We start from the raw sequence: 15,134 nt of genomic DNA, 5'->3' as shown, positions 1-15,134 counted from the left end.
GCGGGACCTAATTCCTTGGGTTGAGCTTTTCGAGATGCAGAAGCAGTCCGCTGTGGTCCTGTTCGCCGCCGCCGGACTCGACGAAATCGGCAAATTCCTGCCGCACTTGCCTGGTCAGGGGAAGCTCGAGGGAGAGCCCATCCGCCATGGCCATCACGGCGTTCAGGTCCTTCAGCTGGTTGTTCGAAGCGCCACCGGGCACGAAGTTGCGCTCCACCATACGGGCGCCGTGCAGTTCGAGGATCCGGCTTTCGGCGAAGCCGCCGCGGATCGCGTCCCGAAAAGCCGCGCGCGAGGCACCGCCGGCTTCCACCAGGATCATGGCTTCGGCCACCGCGCCGATGGTGACGGCGACGATCTGTTGGTTGGCGAGCTTGCAGACCTGGCCGGCACCGCTCGGGCCAACGTGGGTTACGCGACCGAGCGCGGCAAAAACGTCCTTCAGGCTTTCGACCGCGGCGCCATCGCCGCCGGCCATGATGGCGAGCGTACCGGCGGCCGCGCCGACCACGCCGCCTGAAACCGGTGCGTCGAGGTGACGGATGCCCTTTTCCGCCAATCTGCGCGCATGTTCGCGGGCGATCTGCGGGGCTATGGAGCTGCAATCCACGACGATCGTACCTTCGGCCAGGCCATCGGCGACGCCGCGCTCGAAGAGGACCTCCGATACGGCCTGGCCGTTGGTCAGCATGGTGAAGGCGACAGCTGCGCCGGCGACGGCATCGGCCGGCGAGGCAGCGATTTCAGCACCGTCGGCGGCCAGCGGCTCGGCCTTGGCGGCGTCACGGTTCCACACCGTAACCGGAAAATCGGCACCGAGCAGGCGCCGCGCCATCGGTGCCCCCATCAAGCCAGTGCCGAGAAACGCAACCTTCGTCTTCCCGCTCACAGCTTCCCTCCCAGTTCGTCCTCGATGTGCACGCGGATAATCTCATCGAAACTCTTTTCGGCAGTGAAGCCAAGTTCGGTGGCGCGTTTGGCCTCGAAGCCCGGCGCCCAACCGGCGACCATCTTCATGATCATCTCGTCGGGTTCGCGGCGGATGAGCTTCACGGCCTCTTCGCCGGCAACGCGGCGCAGCGCTTCGATCTGCTCGCCCACGGTGGCACTGAGACCCGGCATGGAAAGGTTGCGCCGCGGGCCGACCTTTTCAAGGTCGATGGTCGCGCCATGGATGAGGAAGCCGACCGCCGAACGCGGCGAAGTGTGCCAGTGGCGGACATCCTCCGAAACTGGCAGCACGGCTTCCTGGCCGACCAGCGGCTCGCGCAGGATATTGGAGAAGAAACCGGAAGCCGCCTTGTTGGGCTTGCCGGGCCGGATGCAAATCGTCGGCAGGCGGATGCCGATGCCATCGAAGAAGCCGCGGCGGCTGTAGTCGGAGAGCAGCAGCTCGCAGATCGCTTTCTGGGTGCCGTAGCTCGTGAGCGGAGTAAGATGATAATCGTCCGGAATGGGGAAGGGGAGCGGCGCTCCGACCACGGCGATCGACGAGGTGAAGACAAGGCGAGGCTTGTAGCCATCCTGATCGTGAGCAAGGCGGATCGCATCGAAGAGATAGCGCGTGCCCTCGAGATTGATCCGGTAGCCCTTGTCGAAATCGAGCTCGGCTTCACCCGAGACGATTGCCGCCAGATGAAAAATGACATCCGGGCGCCCCTCGACGAGCTTCTCGGCTTCGCCGGAAGCGGAAAGATCGCCTTCGCGTGCAACGACGGTACCGGCAAAACCCTGCGGCCTTTCCGGTGTCACCACGTCCACGAGCGTCAGCTTCTCCACCGTCCTTCCGCCGAGAGCGCCGTCCTTGACGAGGCGCTGCGTGAGCTTGCGGCCGACCATGCCGGCAGCGCCGATGATCAGGATATGCATGAATGTCTCCTCCTTGAGTGAGGCCGCATGCGATCAGGTCTTCATGCGGGTCGAAAATATGTCTTGTACGGTTGTCTGATAACCTTATATGATTCGATTGAAAACAGGAGACTGGCGGTTCGAGCGAAAGAATCTCGATCGCGTGCAGGCATATAGCGGACGCTTTCGCAGAGACGCGCGAGGAGGGGCAAGGAGCATGACGAGCGCAGGCACGATAGAGGAAGCAAAGGGACCTGCGGAACTGCGCCTGGTGCTACGTCAGATGCTCGGCGAGGATATCGTGCTGAGCGAAACGGAGGAAATGCTCCGTTACTGCCGCGACTGGCATGGCGACGTAACCAGCGGCACCGTGGCGGTGATTCGCCCGCGCTCGACGGAGCAGGTGGCGGCGGCCGTGAAGGCCTGCCGTGAGCTTGGGCTTTCGATCGTGCCGCAGGGCGGCAATACCGGCCTCGTGCTCGGCGCGATCCCCGATGCTCCGGAGAGGCAGGTCGTGCTTTCTCTCTCTCGCATGAACCGCATCCGCAAGATCGATCCGGCCGACTTTTCGGCGGTGGTCGAGTCCGGCTGCATCCTGTCCGAACTCAAGGATGCGATTGCGGAGATGGGCATGTTCTTTCCGCTTGCACTCGGTGCGCAGGGAAGCTGCCAGATCGGTGGAAATGTTTCGACGAATGCCGGCGGCATCAACGTGCTCCGCTACGGCATGACCCGCGAATTGGTGCTGGGACTTGAAGTGGTCCTCCCGGACGGCAGCATCCTCGAAGGTCTGTCGACGTTGAGAAAGGACAATCGCGGCATCGACCTGAAGCAGCTTTTCATCGGTGCGGAAGGCACGCTCGGCATCATCACCGCCGTCTCCATCAAGCTGACGCCCTATCCGGATCACGTGGCCACGGCGCTGCTCGGTCTTGCCTCCCTGGAAGATGCCATCAAGCTCTATCGCCGGGCGCGTCGGGACTGCTGCGACCTGATGTCGGCCTTCGAATTCATGCCGCCGCTCGCCTTCACCTTGGCGCAGGAGGCGATGCCGGATTTGCCGATCCCGATCTCGGCGGAATATCCAGCCTATGTGCTGATGGAGATCTCCGGCTCCGGCCTCGTCGATGTCGACGATCTGATGCAGCGCTTCCTCGAAGGTGTGATGGAGGAAGGGCTCGTCCTCGACGGAACGATCGCCGCCTCGCAGACGCAGGCGCGCAATCTTTGGTTGATCCGCGAGGGCATGAACGAAGGCCAGGCGAAACGCGGCGCTCATATGCGCACCGATATCTCCGTTCCGCTCTCGCAGCTGGCATCCTTCGTAGACGAGGCGGAAAAGGCGGTCTCCGACGCACTTCCCGGCGCCGTCAGCGTTTCCTATGGCCATGTCGGCGACGGCAATGTGCATCTCAACGTCCTGCCGCCGGCCGGCAGTACGCCCGACGAGCGGATTGAATTGATCTACAAGGCCAAGACGGTCGTGAACGAGGTGCTCGATCGCTATACCGGAAGCATCAGCGCCGAGCACGGTATCGGGCGCCTGAAGCGACCGGATTTCGACGCCAGGCTGCCGGAGACCCGCCGAAAGCTGTTGACGGCGCTCAAGCATGCCGTTGACCCGGAGATGATCATGAATCCCGGTTGTCAACTGAGATTCTAAAAGGGAGAGCAATCTTGGCGGCAATGGATTTCGGCCAGATCAGCAGGAGCGAGCATTTGCCCGCGCGCATCGCGGCGAAGATCGGCAGGGAGATCACCGAAGGACGTATCGCACCCGGAGAGAAACTGCCGACGGAGCATCTGCTCGCCACGACCTTCGGCGTCAGCCGCTCGGTGGTGCGGGAGGCGATAGCTCAATTGAGAAATGAGGGCCTGGTGGAAACGCGCCAGGGCGTCGGTGCCTTCGCCACGGAAATCGAGCGCCGGCAATCGCTTCGTATAGAGCAGGGAGATCTCGCCAATCGGGGAAGTTTCCGGGATCTGTTTCAACTCCGTATTCCGCTTGAGGTGGAGGCGGCCCGGCTTGCGGCGATCCATCATACGCCGCAGGAATTGGGCAAGATCGACGAGGCGTTGCAGCAGATGACCGGCGCGGAAAAATGGACGGAGCAGGGGATCGTCGCCGACCTCGCATTTCATCGGGCGATTGCGGCGGCCACCCATAACGAATATTTCCTGCTTTTCATCGGATTCATCGCCGAGCGGATCAGCCTGGCGATCAACGCGGCACGCGCCGCTGCAATTCTGGAGGAGATCGTCGAAGTCACGATTGCGGAACATGTCTCTATCCGAGATGGCGTGGCGGCGCGGGATCCGGCCAAGGCCGAGGAGGCGATGCGCAACCATCTGAACGGGGCGGCGGCCCGCCTGGACCTGACGATTGAAAGCTTCTCGTCCTGAGGTTCGAGTCGGGCGGCGCGGCCCGTGAAGGGCGTATCAGACTTTACTTACCAACGGCCTAGACATGGGCAAAAAGTCATACTAGAAGCAGGTCATCCCGTTGTCAGACATCCTGACAATAGGAGACCCGTACCTTCGAGGTACGAGATGAGCGGAGGATTTCTCGTGAGTTTCGAACAGGCACTGAGCGCCGAATCAATCCAGCCTGCGGACGCATCCGGCGCGATGCTCGTCGGGCGCGTCTGGTCAAAAACCGCCGGCGGACCTTGCCCGGTCCTGATCTCGGATGGAGAGGTTTTCGACCTGACCCCACTCGCAGCAACGATTTCCGAGCTTCTTGAGATCGACGGTCTTGTCGACGCGTTGCGCGACCCGTCGCGCTTTGCCAGCCTCGGCTCTCTCGATGCATTCCTTCGTGGCGAGGCGGGCGATCTTCTGGCGCCTGCCGATCTGCAGGCCGTCAAGGCGGCCGGCGTCACCTTTGCGGACAGCATGCTGGAGCGGGTGATCGAGGAGCAGGCCAAGGGCGATCCGCTGCGCGCGCAGGAAATTCGCGGCCGGCTGGCCCCCGTCCTCGGCGACAACCTCAAAGGCCTCGTAGCCGGCTCCGACAAGGCCGCCGAGGTCAAGAAACTGCTCCAGGAGCTCGGTCTTTGGTCGCAGTACCTCGAAGTGGGTATCGGTCCCGATGCTGAAATCTTCACCAAGGCGCAGCCCATGTCTTCGGTCGGTTGTGGTGCTTATATCGGTATCCACCCCAAATCCGACTGGAACAATCCGGAGCCGGAGGTGGTGCTTGCCGTCACGTCGAAGGGCAGGATCGTCGGTGCGACGCTCGGCAACGACGTCAATCTTCGGGACTTCGAAGGCCGCTCCGCACTGCTTCTCAGCAAGGCGAAGGACAATAATGCGTCCTGCTCGATCGGCCCCTTCATCCGGCTCTTCGACGGTGCTTTCACGATCGAGGACGTGAAACAGGCGGAAGTCTCGCTTCTCGTCGACGGCAAAGAGGGTTTCAAGATGACCGGCGTCAGCCCGATGTCGGCCATCAGCCGCAGCCCGGAAGACCTCGTTTCGCAACTTCTCAACGACAACCACCAGTATCCGGATGGCGTGGTCTTCTTCCTCGGAACGATGTTTGCGCCAGTGAAGGATCGTCGGGGCGCCGGGCTCGGTTTCACCCATGAAATCGGAGACCGGGTCGAGATCTCGACGCCGCGCCTCGGACGCCTCGTAAATTGGGTCGATCATAGCGACCGCTGCCCGAAATGGAGCTTCGGCCTGGGCGCTCTGATGAAGAACCTGGCCGAACGCGGGCTCTTGCAGGCGAAACGGGAGGCCTAGATGCAAAAAGCGATCGATACGTTCTATAAACTGCTCGAGCTGCTTTTGATCGTGCTGCTCGCAGGCATGGCGGTGATGGTGTTCCTGAACGTCGTGCTGCGCTACGGCTTCAACTCCGGCATCAACGTCTCGGACGAGATGTCACGGTATTTCTTCGTGTGGCTCACCTTCATCGGCGCGGTTGTCACCTTCCGTGAAAATTCGCATGTCGGGGTCGAGACCTTGGTCTCGCTGTTCGGCCGCAAGGGCCGCATCATCTGCATGATCCTCTCCAATATCGTCGTCATCGCCGTGTCGGCGATCTTCTTCTGGGGTACCTGGAAGCAATCGCCGATCAATGCCTCGATGGCCGCACCCGTTACCGGCATCTCGATGCTGTGGGTCTACGGGATCGGATATTTCACCGGAGCGGGCGTGGTCCTGATCGCGCTCGAGCGCCTTTTCCGCCTGCTGACGGGGCGCGTCACGGAAGAAGAAATCGCCGCCTTCGCCGGTGAAAACATGTCTCTCGAGCAGCTGGCGGAGCGCACTTAATGACCCTTGTCGTCTTCATCGTTTCGTTGCTCGGCGCCATGGCAATCGGCGTGCCGGTTGCCTTCTCGCTGATGTTCTGCGGCGTCGTGCTCATGTGGTACATGGGCATGTTCAACACCCAGATCATCGCTCAAAACATGATCGCGGGCGCCGATACCTTCACGCTCCTCGCCATCCCGTTCTTCATTCTCGCCGGTGAATTGATGAACGCCGGGGGATTGTCGCGTCGCATCATCGATTTCGCAATCGCCTGTGTCGGTCATATACGCGGCGGTCTCGGCATCGTCGCCATCATGGCGGCCGTGATCATGGCGAGTATCTCGGGTTCGGCGGCAGCCGACACTGCGGCACTTGCGGCAATCCTGATCCCGATGATGGCGAAGGCCGGCTACAACGTTCCCCGGTCCGCGGGCCTGATCGCTGCAGGTGGTGTCATTGCCCCCGTCATCCCCCCATCCATGGCCTTCATCGTGTTCGGAGTGGCGGCGAACGTCTCGATTACGCAGCTCTTCATGGCAGGCATCGTGCCCGGTCTCATCATGGGTATCGCCCTTGTCGGCACGTGGCTGCTGGTCGTGCGGAAGGATGATATCCAGCCGCTTCCACGCACCCCGGCGAACGAGCGGCTCCGCGCCACCGGGCGGGCGCTTTGGGCTCTTGGCATGCCGGTCATCATCCTCGGCGGCATCAAGGCCGGCGTCGTGACGCCAACCGAAGCTGCTGTGGTCGCCGCAGTCTACGCCCTCTTTGTTGGCATGTTCATTTATCGGGAACTCAAGCCGCGTGACCTGCCGGGTGTCATACTCCAGGCGGCGAAGACCACCGCTGTGATCATGTTCCTCGTTTGCGCCGCGCTCGTTTCTTCGTGGCTGATCACTGCAGCGAACATACCAGCGGAAATCACCGGCTTCATCTCTCCGCTGATCGACCGCCCGACGCTTCTGATGTTCGTCATCATGCTGGTCGTATTGGTGGTGGGCACCGCACTCGACCTTACGCCCACGATCCTGATCCTGACGCCGGTGCTCATGCCGATCATCAAGCAGGCCGGAATTGATCCTGTCTACTTCGGTGTCCTGTTCATCATGAATACCTGCATAGGGCTGCTGACCCCACCTGTCGGCGTCGTATTGAACGTCGTCAGCGGCGTCGGCCGGGTTCCGCTCGGCAAGGTAATTGTCGGCGTGACGCCATTTCTGATCGCTCAGATACTCGTGCTTTTCCTTCTGGTCCTGTTCCCGGACATCGTCATCGTGCCCGCACGCTGGCTCCATTAGAAGGGCTTTAACCCGCAACCCCTCACCAACAATCCAAGGGAGGATACCCCCGTGAGAAAACTGCTTCTTGCCACGACTGCCATCGCTTTCGGTCTTTCGGCCGCGGCGCCGGCTTTCGCCGAGTTCAACGACCGCAACATCCGGGTGTCGAACGGCATCAACGAAGACCATCCGGTCGGTAACGGCATCAAGGCGATGCAGGCCTGTCTCGATCAGAAATCCGGTGGCAAGCTGAAGCTCACCGCTTTCTGGGGCGGCGCGCTCGGCGGCGACCTTCAGGCGACGCAGGCCCTGCGCTCCGGCGTGCAGGAGGCCGTCGTCACCTCTTCCTCGCCGCTCGTCGGCATCATACCGGCACTCGGCGTATTCGATCTGCCGTTCCTCTTCGGCAACGCTCAGGAAGCCTACACGGTGCTCGATGGCGATTTCGGCGACATGATGAACGAGAAGCTGGAAGCGGCCGGCCTGGTCAATCTCGCCTACTGGGAAAACGGCTTCCGTAACCTGTCGAACTCGGTTCGTCCGGTCACCAAGTGGGAAGACTTCGAAGGGATGAAGGTTCGCGTGATGCAGAACAACATCTTCCTCGACACCTTCCAGAACCTCGGTGCCAACGCCACTCCGATGGCTTTCGGCGAAGTCTTCTCGGCGCTCGAAACCAAGGCGATCGATGCGCAGGAAAACCCCTATGTGACGATCGATACGTCGAAGTTCTTCGAAGTGCAGAAGTACGTGACCGAGACGAACCACGCTTACACGCCCTTCCTCTTCCTGTTCTCGAAGCCGATCTTCGACAGCTATACGCCGGAAGAGCAGGCAGCACTGCGTGAATGCGCAGTGGTCGGTCGCGATGAGGAGCGCAAGGTCATCCAGGAGCTCAACAAGAAGTCGCTGGAGAAGATCAAGGAAGCTGGTCTCGAAGTGAACACCCTGTCTGCTGAAGAACAGGCTCGCATCCGCGAGAAGTCCATGGTCGTCTATGAAAAGCACAAGGCTGAGATCGGTGCCGACGTGGTGGACGCCATTCTCGCCAAACTGGAAGAGATCCGCAAGTAAACAAAAGCACAGGCTGCGTCACGGAGCGTGGCCTTGCTCTACGCTTCCAGGAGACCCGCGGCCGCCCGGCCGCGGGTTTTATCCGGTTAGGATGATTGTCCGGTAGGGGCGGATCGATATAGCTTACAGAGCGATTCTTCACTTCAACCTGCAGGCATATGGAAACGTCGCTTTATCTCCCCGTCAAAGGCTTTCTCGAAAAGGCAGGTTACGTCGTCAAGGGCGAGGTCGACGGCTGCGATCTCGTCGGCCTGAGCGACGACGATCCGCGCGTGGTCGTGATCTGCGAACTGAAGCTGCGCTTCAATCTGGAGCTCATACTGCAGGCCGTCGATCGCGCCGCTGTCGCGGACGAGGTCTGGATCGCGGCTCGGGTCTCGGCCAAGGGAAAAGGGCGCGAGGCCGATAAACGCTACCGCGATCTCTGTCGCAGGCTCGGGGTCGGCATGCTCGGCATTTCCGATGCCGGCGACGTCAGCGTGATCGTCGGCTCCGTATCGCCGATGCCGCGAACCAATCCGAAACGGCGTTCGAAGCTCATGCGCGAACACCAGAGGCGGCGCGGCGATCCCGCAATAGGCGGGAGCACACGCGCGCCTGTCATGACCGCGTACCGCCAGCAGGCGCTCGGCTGTGCGCTGGCGCTGGAATCAGGCCCGCTGCGCGTGCGTGAAATCAGATCCGGCGTACCGGATGCCGGGAAGATACTGCTTTCGAATGTCTATGGCTGGTTTGAACGGCTCGACAGAGGCGTCTATGGCCTGACGGAGGCCGGACGGGAAGCACTGCAGCGGTGGCCGCAGCAGGACACGCAGGCGAAAACGGCCGTCCCGGCCTGATTTTGCCGACGCGCTGAGCGCATGTGGGGTGCTCCACCGCATTATCGGTGGGTATGAGCATGGGGGAGGTGTTCACAGGCCAAGCGGCGCTTTAGAGTTGGAGCACCTTAACGATGGGGACCGGATGACCTCTCAGCTCGACATGTTTGCCCGAGATGTGCGACCAGCAGCCGCGAGAACCGAGCGAAGCCGGGCCCGGCGGCAGGCATCGACCTCCCTTTCCGAAACCGAGATGCTCGCCGCGTTGAAGGCGACGGGTCGCTACAGGATATTGCGAAAGCTTGAAGCCCGCACGGTCGTGTCCGACGTGAGACCCGGCTTCCCCCTGAGGGGCGTCATCCTCGACACCGAGACAACCGGCCTCGATGCCCGTAGATGCGAGATCATCGAGATCGGGCTGGTCGCGTTCACCTACAACGCAGAGGGTGAGATCGGCGATGTGGTCGCTGTTTATGGCGGTTTGCAGCAGCCGACCATTGCCATTCCACCCGACATCACCCGGCTGACCGGTATTACCGATGCCATGGTCGCCGGCCAGTCGATCGATATTGCTGCAGTCCAAGCGATCGTTGGGCCTGCGGATCTCGTCATCGCCCACAATGCCGGCTTCGATCGGCCGTTTTGCGAGGCGCTTTCGGATGTGTTTGTCCGCAAGGCCTGGGCATGCTCGGTCTCCGAAGTCGATTGGAGCGGCCGAGGTTTCGAAGGCACCAAGCTCGGCTATCTGATCGGTCAGAGCGGACATTTCCATGACGGGCATCGGGCCGTGGATGACTGCTTTGCTCTCCTCGAGGTACTTGAGCAGTCTACGGACGGTGCCAAGCTGCCGCCCTTTGCCGAACTTTACCAAGCGAGCCAGCGTTCACGGGTCAGGATTTTCGCGGAGAATGCGCCGTTCGACCTGAAGGACGTGCTGAAGGCTCGCGGGTACCGCTGGTCTGACGGCAGCGACGGCCGCCCAAAATCATGGTGGACAGAGGTCGCCGAGGAGGAGCTCGAGGTTGAACTCGGCTTCCTTCGGAAAGAGATCTATCGCTGGGACGAGGCAGATCCTCCGACGCAGCGGCTGACGGCGTTCGACAGATACAGAGCGCGAAGATAATCGAGCATCGCGGTCGAGCGTGCCCAACCCATTCGGTGGGGGCCGCCGCTCCGTACCATCCTACGCCGAGCGAAGACCGTAAAGCCTTCCAATATCCTCCCGCATGAATGGCACCCGATCCTTGTCGACCTGTTCCTGATAGGTCCGGGCATATTGATGGCCGGAATAGACGGCGGCGGCGATCAGGCCTGGCGCGAGGCAGTCGCCGAGGCGGGTGACGGTCTTGATGCCGGCATCGGCCCACTCGTCTTCGCGTGCTTTGAGTTCCAGCCACAGCGTTTCGTCCGGCAGGCGGGCGGTGACCGGGACGAGAGTGGCGCAATCGACCGGACGGGTCCTGCCGCTGTAGACGCAGGACAGTTCCAGTTGGTCGTTCGTCCGACCGGCGAGGGCCATGGCCGTGACGATCTCGACGCCAAGATCGATGAGGCGCTTCTGGATACGCGCCTGCTCCAGCGTATTCCTGCTCCAGGGCGAGACCTGGGTTTCGGGGGTCACGAAGGTGACCGTGCGTCCACTCCTGGCGAGCAGTTCGGCAAGCACGCTGCCCATGTAGAAGCAATCGTCGTCGAAGACGATGACGGGACCGTCGGCGGGCACCGCCTCGGCGCCCCCGGAGAGAATTGCGTCGGGAGAGACGAGGATGCCTTTCGACAGAAAATCGAGCGGCACCCGGTGGGTGCGGCCAACGCCGTCGGTGCGCCAGCTCGCTCCGGTCGCGATCGCCACATGGGGGATGCCGTATTGCAGTATGTCGGCGGCCGAAAGCGGACTGTGCAGGTAAAGCTCGGCATTGACGCGGGTGCTGAGTTGGCCGATGCGCCAGTCGCGCACGCGGCCCCAGGTCGCAAGACCGGGTAACCGACATTCGCGCGCAACGCGACCGCCCCATTCGCCGCCGCCTTCCGCCAGCACGACATCGACGCCGCGCTGGGCAAGCGCCCGTGCCGCTTCCAGGCCCGCCGGTCCGCCGCCGATGATGAGGGCGGGTTCGGGAGTTTCGGACACCGCGATGGTCTCCGGATGCCAGCCCTTGCGCCATTCCTCGCCAACCGTGGGGTTCTGCGTGCAGCGCATCGGCACGTTGGTATTGTCGCCGGAAGTGCAGATGTTGCAGCCGATGCATTCGCGGATGTCATCGATGCGCCCTTCCTCGATCTTCTTCGGGAGGAAGGGATCGGCGATCGACGGGCGCGCGGCCCCGATGAAGTCCAAAATGCCCTGCTTGATAACCCGCACCATGCTGTCCGGCGACGTATAACGGCCGACGCCGACCACCGGCTTGGTGGTGACGGATTTGACGAAGCGGATATAGGGCTCCTGGTAGCCCTCCTCGGAGAAACGAGCCGTCTGGCTATCGTTCGACCAGTCGGAGAGATTGACGTCCCAAAGGTCCGGAAGTTCGCCGAGCGCCGAAATGATGTCTTTCCCCTCGCCCTCGCAGGTGATCCCGGAGGGGCCCATCAGTTCGTCGACGGCAAGGCGCACCGCGAGCGCACAGGTGTCACCGATCGCCTCGCGCACATCATCGAGAATCTCTCGGAACAGGCGGAGCCGGTTTTCGAAGGAGCCGCCATATTCGTCGCTGCGGTCGTTATGGCGGCGTGACAGGAAGTGCTGCAACACGCTCATGTCGTGGCCGGCATAGAGATAGACGATGTCGAAGCCGGCCTTTTTGGCGCGAAGCGCGGCATTGCGATACCAGCGGCGCATGTCGCTGATGTCGGCCTTGTCCATTGCGCGCGCCTGGACGGGATCGAGGCTGTCGCTGACGGCGTGCGAGGGAGCGAGCGGGATCATCCGGCTGAAGCGGTTGGCGACGTGAAGGCCGTTGTGCACGAGCTGGATGGCCGCGAGGCTGCCATGGGCGTGGATACGTTCCGTGACGGCGGAAAGGGCCGGCAGATCGCCGTCGTCCCAAAGACGAGCTTCGTTGGCTGGTGTCAGGTCCGACGTCGGGTGGATTTCCGCCTCCTGGGTGGAGACGACCGCCCAACCGCCTTCCGCCTTCGTGCCGCGCAGCTGGGCTTCCGCATTGGGGTAGCGGTAGCCCATGCCGGAACAGTGGGGCACCTGATAGAAGCGGTTGCGCGCTGTGACCGGGCCGATCTTTACGGGTTCGAAGAGAATATCGAAGCGGGTGTCTCGGGACATTGCCTTGGATCCTGAAGGGAGCTGCGGTCCACCGCGCCGGAGCGCCGCGGTTGGGGTGGCGGCAAGATATCGGGAACCTTCCGTCAGGCAAGAGATTTGTTATACGAGTGTATAATATTATGCTGCGGCGTAGTTTTTGATGTGGTCCGCGGTTCGCATCCCTTCAATGCGGCCGACATGGACCAACGCACCAGCGCCGAACTTCTTCGGCGCTCGCGGCGAGCATTTCGCCCCAAGGCGCTTTTCCGGATTCACCGGGTTGGTCTGGCCACCAAATCGTGAAGCTGCCGGCCGAGTATGCCGTCGGTATCGGCAAGATCGAGCACGACGCTCATGTGGTTGAGATCAGGAACCGGGAGCAGTTCGGCACTTTCGTCCTGCGCACGCAGCAGCTCACATAGTCCGGCCGCCTGACTGTGGAATGGCGTCGTCTCGTCCGCGCCATAGGCGATGACGCGCGTCGGGCAGGGGAGCTGCGAGCTGGTGAGAGGGGACCATGCGGCAGCTTCCATCGGTGTCATTTCCGCTTCGTGTCGAAGGAAGCTGTCCGGTATGCCCGACAGGTCGTAGATTCCGCTTAGAAGCAGCAAGCCTTGAAGTGTCGGCAGGGAGGGCGGATAGGCTTCCTCGGGCCCGGTTGCTGCGAGGAAGGAAGCAAGATGCGCGCCTGCCGAATGACCGCTGACGGTCAGTCGCGCAGGATCCGCGCCGAAATCGCTTGCGTGGGCCTGAAGCCAGAGCACCGATCGCCGAACCTGATCCACTAGCACGTCCAAGCGGCTGCGAGGCATCAGGTTGTATTCGACCAGGGCCGCAATGCCGCCCGCCGCAAGAACCGGTGCAACGACGAAACGATAGTTGATCTTTTCGCCGGAGCGCCAATATCCGCCGTGAACGAACACATGCAGGGGCGCGCCGGCCTGTAGGCGCTCCGGCAAGATGACATCGACGACCTCGCGGGCGCCGGCGCCGTACGGTATGTCTGCCCTCACATCGGCGCGCGCCGATAAGGCCCGGCTGCGTTCGGCGAACTCTGCGGCGATGGCGTCGAAATCGGGCACGAAGTCGCGAATGCGGTAAAAGTCCTGTGCTGTCATCGTCTGCCCCGCCGATCAATAATCAACTGCATAATATTTCGGCTCCATGAATTCCAGAATGCCGGTCACGCCGCCTTCGCGGCCAAGGCCGCTCTGTTTAACGCCGCCGAAGGGAGCGGCGGGGTCTGACATCAGGCCCCTGTTGATGCCGAGCATGCCGGTTTCGATGTGCTTTCCGACCGTCATCGCACGTTTGAGATCGCGGCTGTAGATGTACGCGGCGAGGCCATACTCGGTATTGTTTGCGAGGCGGATCGCCTCGTCGTCGCTTTCGAACTTGTAGACAGGCGCGACCGGTCCGAAGATTTCCTCACGTGCGATCGACGCGTTTACGGGGACGTTTTCGAGTACCGTCGGCGGATAGAAGTACCCGTTTTCCGTAAGCGGTTTGCCGCCGGTCGTTGCCCGCGCACCCGCGGCGAGTGCCTCTGAGACGAGCCGGTCGATCTTGCGGACGGCGTTTTGCGTGATCATCGGTCCACATTGCGTCTCGGGATCGTATCCGGGACCGATCTTCAGTGACATCATCCGCGCCGTGAGGCCGGCGACAAACGCATCATGGATGCCCGCCTGGACATAGAAACGATTGGCGGCAGTGCAGGCTTCTCCAGCGTTTCGCATCTTGGCGATCATCGCACCGTCGAGTGCCGCTTCGAGGTCCGCGTCGTCGAACACGATGAAGGGCGCGTTGCCGCCGAGCTCCATCGAGCAGCTGACGACCGACTTGGCGGCTTCGGCAAGCAGAACGCGGCCAACGCCGGTCGAGCCGGTGAATGAAAGCTTACGAACCCGCGAATCGGCGAGCATCGCATTCGCTATTCCGCCTGGATTGCTTGTGGTCAGCACGTTGACGACGCCAGGCGGAACGCCCGCCTCTTCGCCGAGTCTGGCCATGGCGTAGGCCGTCAACGGCGTCTCCGAGGCAGGTTTCAGGATCACCGTGCAGCCGGCGGCAAGGGCGGGCCCGATCTTGCGCGTCGCCATAGCGGCGGGGAAATTCCAGGGCGTGATCAGGACGGCAATGCCGATCGGCTCATGGTCAACGAGGATATTGTGCGACCCGGAGGGAGTGCGCCGGAATTCGCCCGGAATGCGGGTCGCCTCTTCAGCGTACCAGCGGAAGAATTCGGCGGCATAAGCGACTTCGCCGCGTGCGTCGACCAGGGCCTTGCCGTTTTCCAGTGCGATGAGAGTTGCAAGCTCCTCGGCGTGCTGTGTCATCAGCTGATACCAGCGTCTCAGGATTTCCGAGCGCTGGCGAGCCGGAGTGGCGCGCCACCCTGCGGCAGCGGCATGCGCGGCATCGACTGCGCGCTGTGCGTCCTCGATGGAGGCGTCGGCGACCTCGGCCAGCAGATTGCCGGTCGAAGGGTCGAGAACGGTTATTCCCCTACCGCTTTGCCATTTGCCGCCGATGTAGAGGCCCGCGGAATGCAGGGCGGGATCGGCGTAGCCGGAAAACTTGGCATGGAAGGTCATG

Annotated in this window: 13 protein-coding genes; 8 read left to right on the top strand and 5 right to left on the bottom strand. The window is 62.2% G+C overall.

Annotated features, from left to right (window positions below; translation table 11 throughout):
- Window positions 1–7: 7 nt before the first annotated feature.
- Both BHD07_RS10610 and denD read right to left on the bottom strand, forming a co-directional pair.
- The gene (locus tag BHD07_RS10610) at window positions 8–889 is read right to left on the bottom strand and encodes an NAD(P)-dependent oxidoreductase (protein WP_338279822.1); all 882 of its coding nucleotides are present in this window, start codon (window positions 887–889) and stop codon (window positions 8–10) included.
- On the bottom strand, window positions 886–1,869 hold the full coding sequence (denD, locus tag BHD07_RS10605; RefSeq protein ID WP_338279819.1) for a D-erythronate dehydrogenase: 984 nt from the start codon (window positions 1,867–1,869) through the stop codon (window positions 886–888). Before denD ends, BHD07_RS10610 begins: the two co-directional genes overlap by 4 nt.
- Before the next feature lie 196 nt (window positions 1,870–2,065).
- On the opposite strand from denD, the gene BHD07_RS10600 reads away from it, so the two are divergent.
- The 8 genes from BHD07_RS10600 (at window position 2,066) to BHD07_RS10565 (ending at window position 10,403) form a co-directional block, all read left to right on the top strand.
- Window positions 2,066–3,511 (top strand): FAD-binding oxidoreductase, encoded by a 1,446-nt coding sequence (locus tag BHD07_RS10600; protein WP_338279817.1) that lies wholly within the window; start codon window positions 2,066–2,068, stop codon window positions 3,509–3,511.
- A gap of 14 nt (window positions 3,512–3,525) precedes the next feature.
- The gene (locus BHD07_RS10595; protein WP_338279816.1) at window positions 3,526–4,251 is read left to right on the top strand and encodes a FadR/GntR family transcriptional regulator; all 726 of its coding nucleotides are present in this window, start codon (window positions 3,526–3,528) and stop codon (window positions 4,249–4,251) included.
- A 147-nt stretch (window positions 4,252–4,398) separates the two neighbouring features.
- Window positions 4,399–5,595, top strand: coding sequence for a fumarylacetoacetate hydrolase family protein (locus BHD07_RS10590; RefSeq protein WP_338279813.1), 1,197 nt, complete (start codon window positions 4,399–4,401; stop codon window positions 5,593–5,595).
- Entirely contained in the window at window positions 5,596–6,129 is a 534-nt protein-coding gene (locus BHD07_RS10585; RefSeq protein ID WP_018096421.1) for a TRAP transporter small permease, read from the top strand.
- Window positions 6,129–7,406: a TRAP transporter large permease gene (locus tag BHD07_RS10580; protein WP_338279810.1), complete on the top strand. Its 1,278-nt coding sequence runs from the start codon at window positions 6,129–6,131 to the stop codon at window positions 7,404–7,406. The genes BHD07_RS10585 and BHD07_RS10580 overlap by 1 nt, the downstream gene beginning before the upstream one ends.
- Before the next feature lie 51 nt (window positions 7,407–7,457).
- The gene (locus BHD07_RS10575; protein WP_100673505.1) at window positions 7,458–8,462 is read left to right on the top strand and encodes a TRAP transporter substrate-binding protein; all 1,005 of its coding nucleotides are present in this window, start codon (window positions 7,458–7,460) and stop codon (window positions 8,460–8,462) included.
- 158 nt (window positions 8,463–8,620) lie between these two features.
- Window positions 8,621–9,301: a DUF2161 domain-containing phosphodiesterase gene (locus tag BHD07_RS10570; RefSeq protein WP_338279808.1), complete on the top strand. Its 681-nt coding sequence runs from the start codon at window positions 8,621–8,623 to the stop codon at window positions 9,299–9,301.
- Between the two features lie 124 nt (window positions 9,302–9,425).
- On the top strand, window positions 9,426–10,403 hold the full coding sequence (locus BHD07_RS10565) for a 3'-5' exonuclease (RefSeq protein ID WP_338279807.1): 978 nt from the start codon (window positions 9,426–9,428) through the stop codon (window positions 10,401–10,403).
- Between the two features lie 60 nt (window positions 10,404–10,463).
- Here BHD07_RS10565 and BHD07_RS10560 read toward each other — a convergent pair whose 3' ends face one another.
- The 3 genes from BHD07_RS10560 to BHD07_RS10550 form a co-directional block, all read right to left on the bottom strand.
- Complete coding sequence (locus tag BHD07_RS10560) at window positions 10,464–12,557, bottom strand: oxidoreductase (protein ID WP_338279803.1); 2,094 nt, start codon at window positions 12,555–12,557, stop codon at window positions 10,464–10,466.
- A gap of 251 nt (window positions 12,558–12,808) precedes the next feature.
- Window positions 12,809–13,654: an alpha/beta hydrolase gene (locus BHD07_RS10555; protein ID WP_338279802.1), complete on the bottom strand. Its 846-nt coding sequence runs from the start codon at window positions 13,652–13,654 to the stop codon at window positions 12,809–12,811.
- A 15-nt stretch (window positions 13,655–13,669) separates the two neighbouring features.
- Window positions 13,670–15,133 carry an NAD-dependent succinate-semialdehyde dehydrogenase gene (locus tag BHD07_RS10550; RefSeq protein ID WP_338279800.1) on the bottom strand — a complete coding sequence of 488 codons (1,464 nt, stop codon included), beginning with the start codon at window positions 15,131–15,133 and terminating at the stop codon, window positions 13,670–13,672.
- Window position 15,134 lies beyond the last annotated feature (1 nt).

It is taken from the genome of Sinorhizobium sp. KGO-5, from assembly GCF_036245905.1.
GTDB lineage: Bacteria > Pseudomonadota > Alphaproteobacteria > Rhizobiales > Rhizobiaceae > Sinorhizobium > Sinorhizobium meliloti_A.
Note: the sequence above shows the minus strand (reverse complement) of the source record. Positions and strands in the feature narration are given on the sequence as shown.

What these genes read in the sequence shown, in the direction of transcription:
- denD (WP_338279819.1), bottom strand. Translation starts at nt 1,869, where the DNA reads ATGCATATCCTGATCATCGGCGCTGCCGGCATGGTCGGCCGCAAGCTC.
- BHD07_RS10600 (WP_338279817.1), top strand. Translation starts at nt 2,066, where the DNA reads ATGACGAGCGCAGGCACGATAGAGGAAGCAAAGGGACCTGCGGAACTG.
- BHD07_RS10590 (WP_338279813.1), top strand. Translation starts at nt 4,399, where the DNA reads ATGAGCGGAGGATTTCTCGTGAGTTTCGAACAGGCACTGAGCGCCGAA.
- BHD07_RS10585 (WP_018096421.1), top strand. Translation starts at nt 5,596, where the DNA reads ATGCAAAAAGCGATCGATACGTTCTATAAACTGCTCGAGCTGCTTTTG.
- BHD07_RS10580 (WP_338279810.1), top strand. Translation starts at nt 6,129, where the DNA reads ATGACCCTTGTCGTCTTCATCGTTTCGTTGCTCGGCGCCATGGCAATC.
- BHD07_RS10570 (WP_338279808.1), top strand. Translation starts at nt 8,621, where the DNA reads ATGGAAACGTCGCTTTATCTCCCCGTCAAAGGCTTTCTCGAAAAGGCA.
- BHD07_RS10565 (WP_338279807.1), top strand. Translation starts at nt 9,426, where the DNA reads ATGACCTCTCAGCTCGACATGTTTGCCCGAGATGTGCGACCAGCAGCC.
- BHD07_RS10560 (WP_338279803.1), bottom strand. Translation starts at nt 12,557, where the DNA reads ATGTCCCGAGACACCCGCTTCGATATTCTCTTCGAACCCGTAAAGATC.
- BHD07_RS10555 (WP_338279802.1), bottom strand. Translation starts at nt 13,654, where the DNA reads ATGACAGCACAGGACTTTTACCGCATTCGCGACTTCGTGCCCGATTTC.
- BHD07_RS10550 (WP_338279800.1), bottom strand. Translation starts at nt 15,133, where the DNA reads ATGACCTTCCATGCCAAGTTTTCCGGCTACGCCGATCCCGCCCTGCAT.